The following is a 16,989-nucleotide window of genomic DNA, read 5'->3' on the forward strand; positions in this document are numbered from 1 at the left end:
GGGCACCTCGGATCAGCCGATCCGGTACGCGCGAACCACCGTCTCGGTCAGGCTGGTGGCGCTACCTCTGGCCGTGACCTGCACGGACACGTACCCGGGGGCGGCCGGGTGGCGGACCGTACCGAGGAAGGTGCCGGCGCCGGTGCGGGTGACCGGGGTCGACTTCCAGGTGGCGCCGTCGTCGTAGGAGACCCGCAGGCCGACCGACGTGGCGTCGGCGCTGCTGATCGGGATGGTGAAGGACCGGCCGGCGGGTGCCGTGCCGGTGGCGTCCAGGGTCGGCGCCATGCGGACCGCCATGAGGCGCGACGCGGTCACCGGCCGGGTGAACGTCCAGTCGGCGGTGACCCGGGTGGACAGGCCGAACGAGGCCGCCCGGGTGGACTCGACGTGGAGCCGGTAACTGCCCGGTACGGGCGGCACGGTGAATCGGGCGTGACCGGGCAGGTCCGAGGTGGCCACCTCGGTGCCGTTGCGGTAGAGGGTGGTCGTACCGGAGAGGGTTTCCTGCTCGACGTGGCCGGGGTGGCCGGCGCTGTCGCAGTAGGGGGCGACCCGCACGACCAGTTGGTCGCCGGACCACCCGCCACCGGCGGTCGGGCAGGGCGCGACGATCGGGGCGTTCCAGGTGGAGGTGTAGGTCCGCCCGGGCCGGTAGGCGATCGCCGGTCCGGCCGTGGTGACGGTGTAGTAGTCGACGGCCTCGTCCGAGTACTGGAACACCCGCGAGGCCCACCTGATGCCGCCGTCGGTGTTGAAGTGGCGGGTCTGCGCCAGCGGCGTGGAGGCGTACGCCGGGGTCAGCGGATAGCCCGGCACGATCGGCGCCGACTGCATCGCGGCCGGGCCCTCCGGGGCCTGGGCGCGGGCGGAGGTCCGGTCCACGGCGAGTTCTCCGGCCGTGACGGACCTGGTGAAGCCGGTGGGCAGCGCGCCGGGCCGGTGCCAGGCGAGCTGGTACGCGTACCGGCTGGGGTCCGATCCGTCGGCGAACGCCGTGCCGATCACCGAGACGAACTCGTCCCGGCTGCCGGTCCCGCCGATCTGGGCCGTCCGCATCCGGGTCGACGCGTTGCTGCTGCCGCCGACGGTCACCCAGGAGTTGCCGGAGCGGACGCCCACCTGGACGGTGCTGTCGGAGCGGACCGCGTCGGCTGCCGGCACGCTGACCTGGACCGGACGCCCGACCCGTTCGTCGAGCGTGAGGTCGGTGTCGGCCCGCACGGCCAGGTTCGTGTGCGCCAGATAGGTCAGCTCCGGCAGGTGGGAGAACATCTGCGACACGACCGCGTAGCGCCCCTCGGGCACCCGGATGGTGATCTCACTGCCCTGCTCGTCGTCGTAGTGGTGGAGCGAGTCGTACGTGTACGGGATGTCCAGGCCCACGACGGTGGTGTAGAAGTCCCGGGTCTCCTGACCGTCCGCGCCGAGATGCCGCAGCGTCAGGGAGTGGGTGGCGGCCTCCCGGACCAACCCGACCGGCGTGGTCAGCCGCTTGCCGTCGCCGGTGCCGGCGGTCAGCCGCCCGGAGTACGGCCCGGCCGGTGCCGTCGTCGAGGCGGTGGCCGTGACGGTGGCCTGGGCACTGCCGCCGGGCGGCACGGTCAGCGTCGACGGGTTCACCCGGAACATCCCGGAGGTGGGCGCCGTCTGCGGCCCGTCCACGGTCAGGCTCAGTCGTAGGGTCTGCGGCGTGGTGCCGGTGTTGCGGTAGGTGACCGTCCCGCTGGTCGGCGCGGCGCCGGTGTGCGGGAACGTGTGGGTGCCGAGGCTCAGGCTGGGCGGGTCGGCGAGGACCGTACCGGCGAGCGCGCCGGCCACGTCGACGCGCCCGGCGCCCTGAGCGAACACGCTGACGCCCGACGCCGGTCGGGCCGTACCCATCAGCGCGGCTTTGATCATGTCTCCGGTCCAGTCCGGGTGCTTCTGCTTGAGCAGGACGGCACTGCCGGCCGCGTGCGGCGCCGCGAAGGAGGTGCCCCACAGGCCGTCGGTGTAGGGGCCGGTGCCGTACGCGTCGGTGCTGCGGGCAGCGGTGACGTCGACGCCGGGCGCGGTGAGGTCGGGCTTGACGGCGTCGTCGCCGAGACGTGGGCCCCGGTTGGAGAAGGACGCCAGCCGGTCGTCGTGGTCGACCGCGCCGACGGCCAGCGCGGCATCGGCGGTTGCCGGTGACCCGACGTCGTAGTCCTGGGCGGCGTTCGGGTTGTTGCCGTTGTCGCCGCTGTTGCCGGACGCGACCACGAAGAGCGTGCCGTGCTGCTCGCTCAGGCGGCGCAGGGCGATCTCCAGGGGGTCGTCGCCGGGGGTGTCCGGGAAGCCGAGACTCATGTTGACGACTGCGGCGCGCTTCGGGCCGGCCGCCCACTCCATCGCGGCGATCACCGCCGACTCGGTCGAGTCCCAGTCACCGGTCTTGGCGTCGATGATCGTCGCCTCGGGGGCGACGCCCCGGTACCGGCCGGCCGAGGCGGCCCCACTGCCGGCGGCGACGGCGGCGACGGCCGTGCCGTGTCCCATCAGGTCGCGGACGTCGTCGCTGGTGGGTACGCCGCCCTCGGAGACCGGCGAGAAGTCGACCTGGGCGGCTACCCGGCCGACCAGGTCGGGGTGGGTGGCGTCGATCCCGCTGTCGATCACCGCGACGGTGACACCCCGGCCGGTCAGGCCGGTCTGCCAGGCGCTCGGGGCGCCGATCTGCTGGATACCCTCGGCGCCGCTGAAACGCCCGACGGCGTCCAGCCAGACCTTGCCCTTCGCGCCCTTGCGGGTCAGCCCCGACCAGAGCCGGTCGAGGCCCTGCTTGCGGGTGTGCATCGCGGTGGCCGGGAAGCTGGTCATCCGGTGCACGATCGTGCCGTCGACGCCACTGTCGGTGGAGGCGATGATCGGCAGGTCGGCACGTCGGTCGTCGTCGTACCCGTCGGCGAGCAGCCCGGTCACGTCGAACAGCCGTGGGTCGAGTCGGTCCGCCCGCAACAGCGGCAGCGCGTCGGCCGGCACCACCCGTACCCGGCCGGCGATCGTGCTGGTCAGCATCGGAATCTCCGACCGTCCCGGGCCCGGGACGACGCTGACGCCGCCGTCGGTGGTCACGGTGACCCGGTCACCGGTGATCAGCGTCGCGGTCCGACCGCCGCCGGAGGGCGCAGCCGCCCCGGCCGCGTCGGCCGCTGCCGGGGACGCCGGAACGAGACCGGCCGCGAGCAGCAGGGCCACGGCGGCCGGTAGGAATCTTCTGGGGCGCATGGACTCGTGTTCCTCCATTGTGGACAAATGAGGGACGGTGGCAGGCGACGGCGCCGTGCCCCCGGGGGCGGGGACACGGCGCCGGACGAGCGGGATCGTCGGTGTCGGCCAGCGGCTACCGCGCCTGGGGCACCGGGGTCCAGGTGAGTTCGTCGTTCACGTCGGCCACCTCGACCGACTCCGCGATCCTGGTCAGTTCCGCGACGGAGAGCCCGCCGGTGCCGAGCACCTGCACCTGCACCGCGCCGTCCGTGGTCCAGCGGTTGCAGAACGCGTCACCCGACGCCTGGTAGCACTTCGTCTTGCCGGCCTTCGCCCGCTGGTTGGAGGAGGAGGCGGGCATGACGTAGATGCTGACACTGCCCGGGACGGTGGCGCTCTCGTTGTCGCCGTACGGCGCGGTCAGGCCGGTGGTCGACGGGGCCGGGTCGGCGTAGGTCACGCCACCGTAGTTGCCCGCGCGGGCCTGCGCGATGCCGACCAGGCCGGGCAGGGCGTGCGAGCCGGCCTCGACCGCAGTGTGGCCGGCGGGCAGGTAGCCGACCCGGAACGGCAGCGTGGCCGGCGTCGCCGGGCTGGGCTTCAGGGCGGTGACCAGCGCCGACAGGTCCGCGATGGAGGGGTCGGGGGTGCTGGTGTACGCGGTCACCACGGCCCACGCGTCGTCGGCGTACTCCCAGGCCAACTGCCGGCCGGCCGGCTCGACGGTCGACTCGACGGCCTGGCGGCCGGCGATCGTCGACGAGGTGCCGCCGACGATCCCCGCCGGGTCGAACGCGCCCGGTCGGTAGAGCGTCAGGTAGGCGTACAGCGGTCGCTGGGTCGAGTCGGTGCCGGCAGCCGGGGGGCGCTTCCCATTCCGACGGACGGGCGTCTCGGAATCCTCGACCGGCCGGTCGTGGGTGACTCTGCCGTCCATGTAGACCGAGGCGATCTGATAGGCGGGGGAGACCACCACGGGGTCCTGCACGCGCAGCGGACCGGCGTCGAACGCGCGGAACGTGAAGCTGAACGGCGGCGCGTCCGACCAGGTGGCCTCCGCGCCCGGGGCGGCCCCGGCGACGATCGTGGTCGGCTGCTCCGGCGCACCCGGCGTCAGCGCGAACGTGCCGGCGACCACGGCCGCGACCAGGCCGGCGGCACCTGCGGAGGCGAATCCCGCCCGACGGCGACGTTCGGCCTTGCGGCCGGCCGTGACGATCTGGTCGACGGAACGTGACATGGGCGGCTCGTCCACGGTCACCGCCGCCACGATCTCATGCAATTGCGACATGCCATTCCTTGTCCTCGATGTTGTTGAGCCGGTCGGCTCCGAGTAGTTCGCGGAGCTTGGCGAGACCGCGCGACGTCTGGCTCTTCGCCGTGCCGACGGTGCAACCCAGGACCTGGGCCGTCTCCTCCAGGCTGAGTCCGAGGTAGTGACGCAGCACCACGGCGGCCCGTTGGCCGGTGGGTACGGCGTTCAGCGCCGTGCGCAGCCGTAGCCGCTCGTCGGTGGCGCCGTTCGGGTCGTCCACCGCAACGTCCGGAATGCCGTAGCCGGCCGACCGCTCCCGCCCCTGACGCCAGGGCCTGCGCGTCTCGTCGACGGCGGCCCGGTACACCATGGTCTTGGCGTACAGGTCCGGGCGCTCCACCTTGCGCCAGCGCGGGTACAGCTTGATCAGTGTGTTGGCCACCGCGTCATCCGCCGCGTGCCAGTCCCCGCAGGTCACATAGGCCAGCTTGCGCAGTGACGCCATCTCGGACGTCACGAACTCCCGGAACGCTTGCTCGTCTGCGGCCTTCAAATCGACATTCCTCCTCTGTCCGGAGGTGGGACGGTGGTGGCGGGAGCAGAAGTTGCTCGGCGAACGGAAGTACTTGCCCGATCACTGTCGGTGGCGACGGTGGCTGCCGGTGCGGGTGCTTCGATCGGGGGCGGGCGGGGCGCCACGAGGCGGTCGGCGGTGCGGCTAGGCTGGCTCATTGTGCTCGTACTCGTGGTGGACAGCTCGACGCCGGCGGTGACGGCGGCCCTGGTCGAGGTCACCGCGACGGCGGTGACGACCCGTGCGCACCGGTGCACCGTCGACGCCCGCGCGCACGGCGAGTTGCTCGCGCCTCAGGTCGACGCGGTGCTGACCGACGTCGGCGCCCGCCCGGCCGACCTCGACGCGATCGTCGCCGGGCTCGGCCCGGGGCCGTTCACCGGGCTGCGGGTCGGGCTGGTCACCGCCGCCACGATGGGTCAGGTGCTCGACATACCGACGTACGGTGTCTGCTCCCTGGACGCCATCGGATACCCGGCGGCGAACGGCGAGCCGGTGTTGGCCGCCGGTGACGCGCGGCGTCGGGAGATCTACTGGGCCGTCTACGACGGCGCCGGGCAGCGGCTCGTCGGGCCGGAGGTCGGTGCCCCGGCGGTCGCCGCCGAGCGGGCCCGGGAGCTGGGCGTCACGGCGGCGGTCGGTGACGGCGCGCACCGGTACGCGGAGACGCTCGGGCTGCCGCTGTGGCCGGAGCCGCGCTACCCGGACGCGTGCGCGCTGGCCGCCCTGGCCGCCGAACGCATCCGGGCCGGCGCGCCCGGCGAGACGCTGACCCCGCTCTATCTGCGGCGGCCGGACGCGGTGGCGGCCACCGCCCGCAAGACGGTCCTGCCGTGAGCGAGCGGCAACGCACCGATCCGGTGCGGCGTGACCCGGGGCAGCGCGACCCGGTGCGGCTCGGCCGGTTCCGGTGGTGGCACATCGACGAGGTGCTGCCGATCGAGGCGGACCTCTTCGGCGCCGAGCAGTGGTCCGCGGCGATGTTCTGGAACGAACTGTCGCACGGGCACTTCTATCTGGTCGCGACCGACGACGACGGCGCGGTGCTCGGCTACGCCGGGCTGGCGGTCGCGCCGCCCGACGAGGCGTGGGTGCAGAACATCGCGGTACGCCGGGACGCGCACCGCCGGGGCGTGGGGCGGGTACTGCTGGAGGCCCTGCTCGCCGAGGCCGCCCGGCGGCGCGTACGCAGCGTGCTGCTGGAGGTCGCGGCGGACAACGCGCCGGCCCAGCGCCTCTACGCGTCGTACGACTTCGAGCCGATCGGCGTGCGGCGCGGCTACTACCAACCGAGCAACACCGACGCGCTGGTGATGCAGCGCCACCAGGACTGAGCACCCATGGCTGACGAACCCCTGATCCTCGGCATCGAGACCTCGTGCGACGAGACCGGTGTCGGCATCGTGCGCGGGCACACCCTGCTCGCCGACGCGCTCGCGTCCAGCGTGGACCAGCACGCCCGGTTCGGTGGGGTGGTGCCGGAGGTGGCCAGCCGGGCGCACCTGGAGGCGATCGTGCCGACCATGCGGCGGGCGCTGACCGAGGCCGGGGTGACGATCGCCGACATCGACGCGATCGCGGTGACCGCCGGCCCGGGGCTGGCCGGTGCGCTGCTGGTCGGGGTGGCTGCGGCCAAGGGGTACGCGGTCGCCGCCGAGAAGCCCGTCTACGGGGTCAACCACCTGGCCGCGCACGTGGCGGTGGACACGCTGGAACACGGGCCGCTGCCCGAGCCGGCGATCGCCCTCCTGGTCTCCGGGGGGCACTCGTCGTTGCTGCTCGTCGACGACCTGGCGCACGGCGTCACCCCGCTGGGCGCCACCATCGACGACGCGGCCGGGGAAGCCTTCGACAAGGTGGCCCGGCTGCTCGGCCTGCCGTTTCCCGGCGGCCCCTACATCGACCGGGAGGCGCGGGCCGGCGATCCGGCGTCGATCGCGTTCCCGCGTGGCCTGACCGCCGCCAAGGACCTGGCCGCGCACCGGTACGACTTCTCCTTCTCCGGGTTGAAGACCGCGGTGGCCCGGTGGGTGGAGGCACGACAGCGGGCCGGTGAACCGGTGCCGGTGGCCGACGTGGCGGCGTCCTTCCAGGAGGCTGTCTGCGACGTGCTGGTCACCAAGGCGCTGGACGCCTGCCGCAGCAGTGGCGTGGAGACCCTGGTGATCGGCGGGGGAGTGGCGGCCAACTCGCGGCTGCGGGTGTTGGCCGAGCAGCGGGCCGCGCGGCACGGCATCCGGGTACGCGTACCCCGGCCGGGACTGTGCACCGACAACGGCGCGATGGTGGCGGCCCTCGGCTCGCACCTGGTCGCCTCGGGGGTCGCGCCGAGCCGGCTCGACCTGCCCGCGGATTCGGCGATGCCGCTGACCACGGTCAGCGTCTGAGGGAGGACGGCGACGTGATCGTACGGATGTGGGAGGCGCGGGCGGAGCCGTACGCGCTCGCCGAGTTGATCACCTGGGTCTGCGACAGCGCCCTGCCCGAGTTCGAGCACGACCCGCTGCACCTGTCCAGCGAGGTGTTCTCCTCCACCGACCACCGGGTGGTGGTGATCTCGAAGTGGCGCAGCAGTCCCCGGCCGCTGCCCGAGCCGCCGGTGATGCTGCTCGCCCGGCCGCCGCACTCCTGGGACTTCACCCAGGTCGACCGCTGAACCGGGCCACCACGGTCAGCGGATGGTCACCGTGGTGGTCGCGGTGGCCCGGTCGATGTCGCTTGTCCGGGCGCTGATCCGCAGCGTCCACTCGCCGGCCAGCGGGAACTGGATCTCGGCGCTGCCGTGGTGCGGTTCCAGGCTGAGCACGTCGATCGCGATCGGCTCGATACCCGCCTCCGGCAGGGCGGCGGTGACGCTCCACTCCGCCACCGGCAGCTCCTTGCCCGCCGGTGTGTAGACGTACGCGTGCAGGCTGTTCGCCGTGTTCGGGGCCGCCGGGTAGATGTCGAACTGCACCACGAAGATGCTTGTGGTCAACGACTGGGCGACACCGTCCCGGGTGACCCCGTCGGCGGTCGCGCCGTCCGTCCGCCCCGGCGGCGTCTGCACCAGCACGGCGGTCAGCACCAGGACCATCGCGGTCACCGCGAGTTCGACACCGGCCGCGCGGGCGACCCAGCGGGGCCGCCCGGCGGCGATCCGCCGCCGGATCAGGCGCCGCTGCCAGGCCGCGATCGCCAGCACGGCTGCGAGCAGTGCGGCCTTGGCGCAGAGCAGCCGACCGTACGTGGTGCCGAGCACCGCCGACGGCCGACCGAGTTCGATCGCGGCCTGGAGCACCCCGGCGGTGACCAGCCAGGCCACCGCCAGCGTGGCCCACTTCGACCAGGCCGGCAGGATGCGGGCGAGAACCCGCTCGTGGGTGCCCCGGAGCAGGAACACGGTGAGGGCGAGCAGCCCGCCCAGCCAGACCGCCACCCCGACGACGTGCACGGTGGTCAGCACGATGCTCACCGGCGGCACCGGTGCGGCGACCGGATGCCCGGCGAGCGGCCAGGTGACCGCCCCGGCCACCCCCACCACGGCCAGGGCCCCCGTCCGGACCCGCCCGGCGCGTCCCCGGGTGACCGCCGGCAGCAGCGCCGCGGCGACGCCGACCAGGGCCAGGCGTGCCGCCAGCACCAGGCCGATGTCGGTGTCGGCGACGGCGCGCAGGTCGGCGGGGGAGAGTTGCCCGACCGGCGCGCCGACCACCTGGGCGGCCTGCCCGAACCAGGTGCCGACGGTGGCCACGGCGACCAGGCCGAGCCCGACCAGCGCCGTCACCGTCGCACCCCGCCGGGACCGCCGGGGTGGCCAGAACGCCGCAGCGAGCAGCGGCGGACCGACCGCCAGCAGCAGACCGAGGTAGCCGAGGAACTTGGCGGCGGGCACCAGGACCCCGGCCGGTGACTCCGACTCCGCCACGGCCGGCAGGGGTGGGGCCACCGACGGTGCCCCGGCGGCGAAGGTGAAGCTGCCGGCGACCGGATGGCTGTCCGCCGAGATGACGCGGTAACTGACCAGGTACGTGCCGAGCGGCCGGTCGGAGGCGCGCAGCATGATCCGCAGGGTCCGGTCGCGGACCTCCGGGTCACCGATGTTGATCCGCTTACCGTCCGGCGCGAGCACCTGCACCCGGCCGGACACCGGCGCGACCGACTCGCTGAAGGTGACCAGGACCTCGCGTGGCGCGTACGGGAGCACCTCGTCGCGCTGCGGGGTGGTGTCCACCACGACGGCGTGCGCCGCCGCTGGGCCGGCGGGACCCAGGGCGGCGCACAGGGTGGCCAGGACCAGCCCGAGGAGGGCGAGGGCCCGGGTACGGGGTGCCATCGGTGCGGGTCGGCTGGTTACCTGCGGCGCAACAGCCGATAGCTGAGGAAGCCGCCGGTGCCGATGGCAACGAAGAAGATGGCCCAGATCAGGGTGTTGCTGATGCCCACCGCCGGTGCGGTGTTGGCCGACGCGGCGGCGATCAGTCCGTCCTCGCCGGGCGCGGGCAGCACGGCGGGCGGCAGTTCGGCGTACCGCACCAGGCCGGTGCTCTCCAGCATCAGCATGTGGTCGCTGACGTACTTGTTGGTGGCGTTGGCCAGGTCGCGGATGACGTCGTTGCGGGTGCTGCCGCGGACCGCGGTGACGACCGGGAGGATCGAGCCGTGGGCGACCCGGAGCCGGGTGACGAAGATCTGGTCGAACCGGGCGCCGGTGGCGTCCTTCATCTCCTTCAGCCACTGCTGCTGCTGTGCGGACGGCACGGTCGGGATGGTCGCGCCGAGCTTGTTGGCGGCCTCCACGGTGAGTCGGTCCAGTTCCTCGTGCTGCCGGGCGATCTCCGCACCGACCTCGCGGACCACCGCCGACTGGCCCTTCTCGGCGGCCATCTGTCCGGCCGGCATCTCCCAGAGCCCGGCCAGGCGTACCCCGTCGAGCAGGGCCTGGTCGGCGGCGGCGAGTTGCTGGCCGGCGGGCGCGGCCACGGCGGCACCGGGATGCCAGACGAGAGCGGCGGCGATCGTGGTGAGCAGCACCGCCAGGCGACGGGACCGGGTGCCCTGCCGGCGACGAGCGGAATCCAGCGGTGCCATGTCTGCGGCGCCTCCTCGGACGAGAACCGGTCGACTACGTGACGGCGGCCTGACACGCCGGCCGCTCGTCCGCACAGTGGTACGGAATGAGTGGCCGATCAGTTCACCGGTTCCGAAACCGGTTCACGGTCTTGTCCGGTCGGGTCAGCCGACGTCGAGCGGGTCGGCCAGCAGCCGTTCGAAGGCGAGTTCGGCGGCGCCGACAAGCGGGGCGTCCTCGCCGAGTTTCGGCGTCCGCAGGCGTACGTGCTCCAGGCAGGCGGGCAGGCCGTTGGAGTTGAGCCGGCTGCGTACCTGGGCGGCGGCGGCCAGATAGAGGTCGCGCATGGTGCCGCCGAAGATGACCATCTCGGGGTTGAAGATGTTGACCAGGTTGGCGACACCGAAACCCAGCCAGTCGCCGGCCTGGCGTACCGCCGTCTGGGCCCGGGCGTCGCCACGGTCGGCGGCGTCGAAGACCGCGAGCATCGCCTCCCGGCCCCGGGCGTCGGAGCGCTCGGCGGTCCGCAGCAGCCCGTGCTCGCCGATCTCGGTCTCCCAGCAGCCCCGGTTGCCGCACTCGCAGCGCACCCCGTCGCGGCTGACCACCATGTGCCCGACCTCGCCGCTGTAGCCGCCGTGCCCGGTGAGGCGGCGGCCACCGGCGATGATCCCGGCGCCCACGCCGACGTCGCCGTAGAGATAGATGACGTTGTCGCAGCCGGCCGCCGCGCCCCGGGCGTGTTCGGCGAAGGCCGCCACGTCGGCGACGTTCCCCACGGTGACCGGGACGTCGACGCCGAGTTCGCTGCCGAGGGTGGTGCCGATCGGCTCGTCCACCCATCCGGTGGTCGGGCCGAGGCGGACCAGACCGTCGTCGCGGCGCACCATGCCGCAGACCGCCACCCCGGCCCCGACGCAGACCGCGTCCTGCGGCAGCCCGTGCCGCATCTCCTTCACCGCTCCGGCCAGCAGCGGGGCGGCCTCCGTCGCGGTCAACCCGCGCGGGCGGTCCAGTTCCCAACGGTCGAGCACCGCGCCGCCCAGACCGACCCGCGCGGCCCGCAGCCGGTCCACCTCGATGCTGTACGCGTACGCGAAGACCCGGTCCGACTCGGGCCGGACGACCAGCGACGGTCGTCCGGCCCGGCCGGTCTCCTTCGGCGCCCCCTCGCTCACCAGTCCGGCGGCGGCGAGGTCGGCGGTGAGCGCGCCGATGGTGCTCCGGTTCAAGCCCAGCGTGTTCGTCAGCTCGGCGCGCGTGGTGGCGCCGTGCAGGTGCACGTAGCGCAGCAGGGCACCGAGATTCTGCCGACGGATCTCGTCCTGGCTGGGTCCTACGCGCATCGAGGCTTGACTACTTTCGGTACAGCGGATCAGCGGTTGCCGGTGGCCGAGGCTCGTCGTCGCGACAACGCGTCGACACTCGCCGCGAGCAGCAGCACCACGCCGGTGACCACGAACTTCACGCCCGAGCTGTAGCCCATCAGCCCCATGCCATTGTCGATCACCGCCACCACGGCGCCACCGAGGACCGCGTCCAGGACGCGTCCCTTGCCACCGAAGAGGCTGGTACCACCGATCACCGCCGCCCCGACGGCGTACAGCAGCACGTTGCTGCCACCGGTGTTCGGGTCGACCGAGTTGGCCCGGCTCGCCGCCACGATGCCACCGATCGCCGCCATCGTGGAGCAGATCACGAAGACCGAGATGCGGATCCGGTCCACGTTGATGCCGGCCCGGCGCGCGGCCTCCTTGTTGCCGCCGACCGCATAGATGTGCCGGCCGTAGCTGGTGCGCTGGAGCACGAACGTCCAGACCACGAGCAGGACGGCGATGATCGGCACCACGATCGGTACACCCTTGAGCGAGCTGATCAGCACGTTGCGGCTGCGCTCCAGGTTGAGCACGTAGACGGCGACGCCGAGGACCACGGCCAGGATGCCGATCCGGCCCAGCACCATGGCCAGCGGGTCGTTGATCAGGCCGCGTGCGGCACGCTTGCGGTACCGCAGCAACTGCACCGCGGCGAAGCCGGCGACCGCGAGCGCGGCCAGGGCCCAGCCGAGCGCCGGCGGCAGGTTGCGGTTGGCGATCGCCACCAGGACCGGGTCGCGGACCGAGATGTTCCGGCCCTCCTCCATCAGCAGCAGCACCACGCCCTGGAAGGCGAGGAAGCCGGCGAGGGTGACCACGAACGACGGGATGCCGACCTTGGCGACCAGGAAGCCCAGCGTGGTGCCGATGACCAGGCCGGTGAGCACGGCCGCGAGCACCGCCACGTACCACGGGTACCCGAGGACGGTCACCACGTTGGCCAGCACCGCCGCGCAGACGCCGCTGGCGAAACCGGCGGACAGGTCGATCTCGCCCAGCAGCAGGACGAAGACCAGCCCCATGGCGATCAACGTGACCGCCGCGCCCTGGGTGAACAGGTTGGCGAAGTTGCCCGCGGTGAGGAAGCTCGGACGCATGATCGAGAAGATCGTGCAGAGGACGAGCAGGCCGGCGACGGCGGGCAGCGCGCCGATGTCGCCGCCGCGTACCCGGCGCCAGTAACCGCGTACGTGACTGGCGACGGAGGGTGCCGGCGCCACGGCGGCCGGCCCGTCCTGCTTGACGGCGGTGGAACTCATGCCGACCCTCCGCTGCGCTGCGGGCCGGCCTCGGCCCGGAGTTGATGATTCGCTCGCTGCGGCTCGCTCATGCCAGCCCTCCTGTGTTGCTGCTGGCGGGTGCTCCACCGTTGCCGTTGGTGGCCGGTTCGGTGGCGAGCCCGAGCCCGCCGGAACGGCCTGCGGTGATCAGTTCGACGATCTGCGAGTGCGTGATGTCGGTGGTCCTCACCTGGGCGACCATCTGGCCGAGATAGAGCGCGGCGATCCGGTCGGAGACGGCGAAGACGTCGTTCATGTTGTGCGAGATGAGCACCACGGCCAGGCCGTTGTCGGCCAGCCGGCGGACCAGTTCGAGCACCTGGGCGGTCTGTGCGACGCCGAGCGCGGCGGTCGGCTCGTCCAGGATCACCAGCTTGCTGTTCCAGAGCACCGCCTTGGCGATCGCCACGGTCTGGCGCTGGCCGCCGGAGAGGCTGGAGACGTGCTGGCGCAGCGACTTGACGGTGCGTACGGAGAGCCCGGCCAGGGTCTCCGCGGCCATCTGCTCCATCGTCGGCTCGTCCAGGACGATGCCGCTGCGCTTCTCCCGCCCGAGGAACATGTTCTGCACGATGTCGAGGTTGTCGCAGAGCGCGAGGTCCTGGTAGACGACCTCGATGCCGAGCGAGGCGGCGTCGCGGGGGCTGTTGATGTGCACCGGGCGGCCGTCGAAGACGAACTCCCCGGAGTCGGTGGGGTAGATGCCGCTGATGCACTTGACCAGGGTCGACTTGCCGGCGCCGTTGTCGCCGACGAGCGCGGTCACCTCGCCCGGGTAGGCGGCGAAGGCGACGTCGCGCAGGACCTGGACGGGACCGAAGCTCTTGTCGATCCCGCGTAGCTCCAGCAGTGGGGTCGCGGACACGGGGTTCTCCTTAGACACGGAGGGAGATCGGGACCCGTCCAGCGGCGTCGCGCCGCCCGGCACGGGGTTGCCGTGCCGGGCGGCGCCGCCTAGGCGGGTGGGTCAGCTGATGCCCGCTTCGGTGCAGAGCTTGGCGAAGTCGGGGGTGCAGACCTCTTCCTTGGTCACGTAGCCGTCGGCGATGACGTCCTTGACGTTCTCCTTGTAGATCGCCTTCGGGGTGAGCAGGACGCTGGCCACGTCCCGACCGCTCTCCGGGTCCTTGACCGTCTGGCCGGTCTCCTTGCGCTCGCCCTTGGCCAGCGCGATGGCCAGCTCGGAAGCGGCGTCCGCCTCCTGCTTGACGGCCTTGTAGACGGTCATGCACTGGTCACCGGCGAGGATGTTCTGCAGACCCTGCGGGTCGGCGTCCTGGCCGGTCACCGGGACCTTGCCGTTGAGGTTGTTCTTCTTGAGCACCGAGATGGCGGCGTTGCCCAGGCCGTCGTTCGCGCTCAGCACGCCGTCGATCTTGCCGCTGGCCTTGGTGAGCTGCTGCTCGAAGATGGTGGCGGCCTGCGCGTTGTCCCAGTCCGGCACCGAGTCGTCGGCGGCCTTGGTGTACTCGCCCGAGTCAAACTTCGGCTTGAGGACCGAGTCGTACCCGTTCTTGAACAGGGTCGCGTTGTTGTCGGTCGGCGAGCCGTTCAGGTACGCGATCGCCGGCTTCTCCACCTTGGCGTCGGTGAGGCACTTGACGAGGCCCTCGCCCTGGAGCTTGCCGACGGCCTCGTTGTCGAAGCTGACGTAGTACTCCGCCGAGCCGCCGAGGGTGAGGCGGTCGTAGTCGATGGTGGCGACGCCCTGCGACTTGGCCTTGTCGAGCACGGCCTTGCCGGTGCCGGAGTCCAGGTTGACGATCATCAGCGCGGTGACGCCGCTGGTGATCATCTGGTCGGCGATGGTCTGGAACGCGTTCTTGTCACCCTGGGCGTTCTGGATGTCGTACTGGACGCCGGCGGCCTTGAACGCCTCCTCCAGGAACTTGCGGTCCGCGCTCTCCCAGCGGACGGAGGACTTGCTGTCCGGCAGGATCACCCCGATCTTCGGGGTCTTGTCGGAACCGGCCTGGTTGCCGCCGGAGTCGTCGCCGCAGGCCGTCAGGGAGCCGAGGGTCAGGAGACCCACGGCGCCGACGGCGAGGAAGCCCTTGCGCATCTGCAGGGTCCTTTCGAGGGTGGGGGAAGGGTGTCGGTGTTTGTTTTGTTGTGTCCGGCAACGTATTGCGCCCCACACGCCAGCACAAGAGTGCGATCGCGATGAGTTTGTTGTCGGCGGTAACAATTCAGCAACGCCGACGACACCCGCCCGGTACGCGGCCGGGCGACGACGGATAAGTGGGCAGGTCGGGTGCGGTCAGCCGGTGGTCAGCGCGGCGGTGCGGGCCTCGGTGAGCGCCACGAGATCCGTGGGCGCCAATTCCACCTGGAGACCCCGGCGACCGGCCGACACGTACACGGTGGGATGCGCCAGGGCGGACTCGTCGATCACGGTGGGCAGCCGCTTGCGTTGGCCGAGCGGACTGATGCCGCCCCGCACGTACCCGGTGGTCCGCTCGGCCGCCGCGCGGTCGGCCAGCGCCGCCCGCTTGCCGCCCACGGCCGCGGCGAGGGCCTTGAGGTCCAACTCGCCGGTGACCGGCACCACCGCCACGGTCAGCGCGCCGTCGACCTCGGTGACCAGGGTCTTGAAGACCCGTTCCGGCGCGACCGCGAGCGCGGCGGCGACCACCGCGCCGTAGTTGGCGGCGTCCGGCGGGACGTCGTACAGGTGGGTGCGGTGCGTGATCCTCTGCTTCGCCAGCAGCGCGATCGCCGGCGTACCCCGTCCCGCCATGCCCGCCAACCTAGTCCTGCGCCCGGCGGGTCAGGTCACCGGCTGGCAGACCAGCACCGTCGGCGCTCCGGCGACCCGGGTCAGCACCAGGCTGGCCGGCTGGTCACCGGCCAACCGCAGGTCCCGCCGGAGCCGCTCCGGTTCCAGCGCGGAGCCCCGCTTGAGGATCTCCACCCGGCCGACCCGGCGTTCCCGCAGCAGCGCCCGCAGTCGCTTGAGCGAGAACGCCAGCACGTCGGTCACCTCCAGGCAGCGGGCGTACGGGGTGGGGGTGGCCCGGTCGGCATAGAGGTAGGCGATGCTCGGGTCGGCCAGCGTGGCGTCCAGGTCGGCGGCGAGCTCGGCGACCAGGTGTGCCCGTACCACCGCCGAATCCGGGTCGTAGACGAACCTGCGTACCGGCCCGACCGGCGCCTCCGCCGTCCCCCGCCCGGTGAGCTGATGCACGCGCACCCCATCGCCGGCATGTAAGGAGGGGACCCCTGCTATACACGAGGCGTTAGTAGGGGGCCCTTCCTTGCACACGGTCGCGCGGCGCGGGTGCTCGGCGAGCGGGCCGCACCAGAGGGCCGCCTCCACCAGGTCGCCGTCGACGCCGACCCACTCGGCCTCGGCACCGGCCGGGATCAGAGCGTGGTCGAGACCCGGCGCCACCTTCACCACCGTGCGCGGCATCCGTTCGGCCAGCCCGACGACGAAGTCCCACGGCGGCGAGTACGCGTTCGGGTCGAAGACCCGGCGACCGGTACCGGCCCGGCGGCGGGCCGGATCGCAGAAGACCGCGTCGACCCGGGTCACGTCGAACGCAGTCGCGTCGCCACACTCGACGGTGACGAGGTCGGCCACCCCGGCAGCGAGAGCGTTCGCCTCGGCGAGCGCGGCGGTGAGCGGGTCGGCCTCCACCGCGTACACCCGGATGCCGGCACGGGCGGCGGCCAGCGCGTCGGCGCCCAACCCGCAGCCCAGGTCCGCCAGGGTGCCCACCCCGGCGGCCCGCAGTCGTCGGGCCCGACGGTCCGCCACGATCCGCCGGGTGGCCTGCTCCAGACCGGGCCGGGTGAAGAACATGGCGCCGGCCTCCGACCCGAACTTGCCGGTGGCGCGGCGGCGCAACTCCGACTGGGTCAGTGCCGCCGCCGCCAGTCCGGCCGGCACCCCTGCCGCGCGGAGCGTGGCCGCCGCGTGCAGCGGGTCGCCGCCGGCCACCCGCCCCGCCGCGTCGAGCGCCGCCGACCCCTCGTCGGTACGCAACACGGCGAACTGCTCCAGATCCACCCGCCCATTGTCCGGGCCGCCACTCGTCCCCGCCCCGACCGCCCCCGCCCCCGATCCGACCGCCCCCGCCCCGACGCCCCCGCCCGGCGCTGGCCGACGCTGTCCGGTCCATGATCGTGCTCGATCCAGGATCGAGTGGTCTCGCAGTCGCCGGGATGCCACTCGATCCTGGATCGAGCGTGACCTTGACGCCGTTCGCGGCATCCCG

General features: G+C 72.6%; 15 protein-coding genes. 4 read left to right on the forward strand and 11 right to left on the reverse strand.

The annotated features are described in order from the left end of the window. Nucleotides 1–12: 12 nt before the first annotated feature. The 3 genes from ACFYTT_RS17565 to ACFYTT_RS17575 form a co-directional block, all read right to left on the reverse strand. The gene (locus ACFYTT_RS17565) at nucleotides 13–3,249 is read right to left on the reverse strand and encodes a S8 family serine peptidase (protein ID WP_387260334.1); all 3,237 of its coding nucleotides are present in this window, start codon (nucleotides 3,247–3,249) and stop codon (nucleotides 13–15) included. A 115-nt stretch (nucleotides 3,250–3,364) separates the two neighbouring features. Continuing rightward, a complete protein-coding gene (locus tag ACFYTT_RS17570) occupies nucleotides 3,365–4,522 on the reverse strand; it encodes a hypothetical protein (RefSeq protein ID WP_387260335.1) in 1,158 nt (385 codons plus the stop codon). Continuing rightward, the gene (locus ACFYTT_RS17575) at nucleotides 4,506–5,039 is read right to left on the reverse strand and encodes a SigE family RNA polymerase sigma factor (protein WP_131057862.1); all 534 of its coding nucleotides are present in this window, start codon (nucleotides 5,037–5,039) and stop codon (nucleotides 4,506–4,508) included. Before ACFYTT_RS17575 ends, ACFYTT_RS17570 begins: the two co-directional genes overlap by 17 nt. 180 nt (nucleotides 5,040–5,219) lie before the next feature. Here ACFYTT_RS17575 and tsaB point away from each other — a divergent pair, with 180 nt between their 5' ends. The 4 genes from tsaB to ACFYTT_RS17595 are packed head-to-tail and all read left to right on the forward strand — an operon-like array spanning nucleotide 5,220 to nucleotide 7,716. After that, nucleotides 5,220–5,897, forward strand: coding sequence for a tRNA (adenosine(37)-N6)-threonylcarbamoyltransferase complex dimerization subunit type 1 TsaB (gene tsaB / locus ACFYTT_RS17580; RefSeq protein ID WP_176095216.1), 678 nt, complete (start codon nucleotides 5,220–5,222; stop codon nucleotides 5,895–5,897). A 53-nt stretch (nucleotides 5,898–5,950) separates the two neighbouring features. Next, on the forward strand, nucleotides 5,951–6,394 hold the full coding sequence (rimI, locus tag ACFYTT_RS17585) for a ribosomal protein S18-alanine N-acetyltransferase (RefSeq protein ID WP_131057002.1): 444 nt from the start codon (nucleotides 5,951–5,953) through the stop codon (nucleotides 6,392–6,394). Nucleotides 6,395–6,400: 6 nt separating this feature from the next. Next, nucleotides 6,401–7,447, forward strand: coding sequence for a tRNA (adenosine(37)-N6)-threonylcarbamoyltransferase complex transferase subunit TsaD (gene tsaD, locus ACFYTT_RS17590; protein ID WP_387260338.1), 1,047 nt, complete (start codon nucleotides 6,401–6,403; stop codon nucleotides 7,445–7,447). A gap of 14 nt (nucleotides 7,448–7,461) precedes the next feature. Further along, nucleotides 7,462–7,716, forward strand: coding sequence for a hypothetical protein (locus ACFYTT_RS17595; RefSeq protein ID WP_131056998.1), 255 nt, complete (start codon nucleotides 7,462–7,464; stop codon nucleotides 7,714–7,716). 15 nt (nucleotides 7,717–7,731) lie between these two features. On the opposite strand, the gene ACFYTT_RS17600 is transcribed toward ACFYTT_RS17595, so the two are convergent. From ACFYTT_RS17600 to ACFYTT_RS17635, 8 genes are all read right to left on the reverse strand, one after another. Then, nucleotides 7,732–9,375, reverse strand: a complete 1,644-nt coding sequence (locus ACFYTT_RS17600; RefSeq protein ID WP_387260342.1) for a copper resistance protein CopC — start codon at nucleotides 9,373–9,375, stop codon at nucleotides 7,732–7,734. 17 nt (nucleotides 9,376–9,392) lie between these two features. Continuing rightward, complete coding sequence (locus tag ACFYTT_RS17605) at nucleotides 9,393–10,130, reverse strand: DUF4142 domain-containing protein (RefSeq protein WP_176095214.1); 738 nt, start codon at nucleotides 10,128–10,130, stop codon at nucleotides 9,393–9,395. Nucleotides 10,131–10,274: 144 nt separating this feature from the next. Continuing rightward, the gene (locus ACFYTT_RS17610) at nucleotides 10,275–11,456 is read right to left on the reverse strand and encodes an ROK family protein (protein ID WP_387260345.1); all 1,182 of its coding nucleotides are present in this window, start codon (nucleotides 11,454–11,456) and stop codon (nucleotides 10,275–10,277) included. Between the two features lie 29 nt (nucleotides 11,457–11,485). Continuing rightward, the gene (locus ACFYTT_RS17615; RefSeq protein ID WP_387260348.1) at nucleotides 11,486–12,745 is read right to left on the reverse strand and encodes a sugar ABC transporter permease; all 1,260 of its coding nucleotides are present in this window, start codon (nucleotides 12,743–12,745) and stop codon (nucleotides 11,486–11,488) included. 67 nt (nucleotides 12,746–12,812) lie between these two features. Beyond that, nucleotides 12,813–13,631, reverse strand: a complete 819-nt coding sequence (locus ACFYTT_RS17620; protein ID WP_131054916.1) for an ATP-binding cassette domain-containing protein — start codon at nucleotides 13,629–13,631, stop codon at nucleotides 12,813–12,815. Between the two features lie 102 nt (nucleotides 13,632–13,733). Then, the gene (locus ACFYTT_RS17625) at nucleotides 13,734–14,828 is read right to left on the reverse strand and encodes a sugar ABC transporter substrate-binding protein (RefSeq protein ID WP_131054915.1); all 1,095 of its coding nucleotides are present in this window, start codon (nucleotides 14,826–14,828) and stop codon (nucleotides 13,734–13,736) included. 198 nt (nucleotides 14,829–15,026) lie between these two features. After that, the gene (ybaK, locus tag ACFYTT_RS17630) at nucleotides 15,027–15,506 is read right to left on the reverse strand and encodes a Cys-tRNA(Pro) deacylase (protein ID WP_387260351.1); all 480 of its coding nucleotides are present in this window, start codon (nucleotides 15,504–15,506) and stop codon (nucleotides 15,027–15,029) included. A 30-nt stretch (nucleotides 15,507–15,536) separates the two neighbouring features. Continuing rightward, the gene (locus tag ACFYTT_RS17635; RefSeq protein WP_387260354.1) at nucleotides 15,537–16,781 is read right to left on the reverse strand and encodes a methyltransferase domain-containing protein; all 1,245 of its coding nucleotides are present in this window, start codon (nucleotides 16,779–16,781) and stop codon (nucleotides 15,537–15,539) included. Nucleotides 16,782–16,989: the final 208 nt, after the last annotated feature.

It is taken from the genome of Micromonospora sp. NPDC003816 (assembly GCF_042874705.1).
In the GTDB taxonomy this organism is placed as follows: domain Bacteria; phylum Actinomycetota; class Actinomycetes; order Mycobacteriales; family Micromonosporaceae; genus Micromonospora.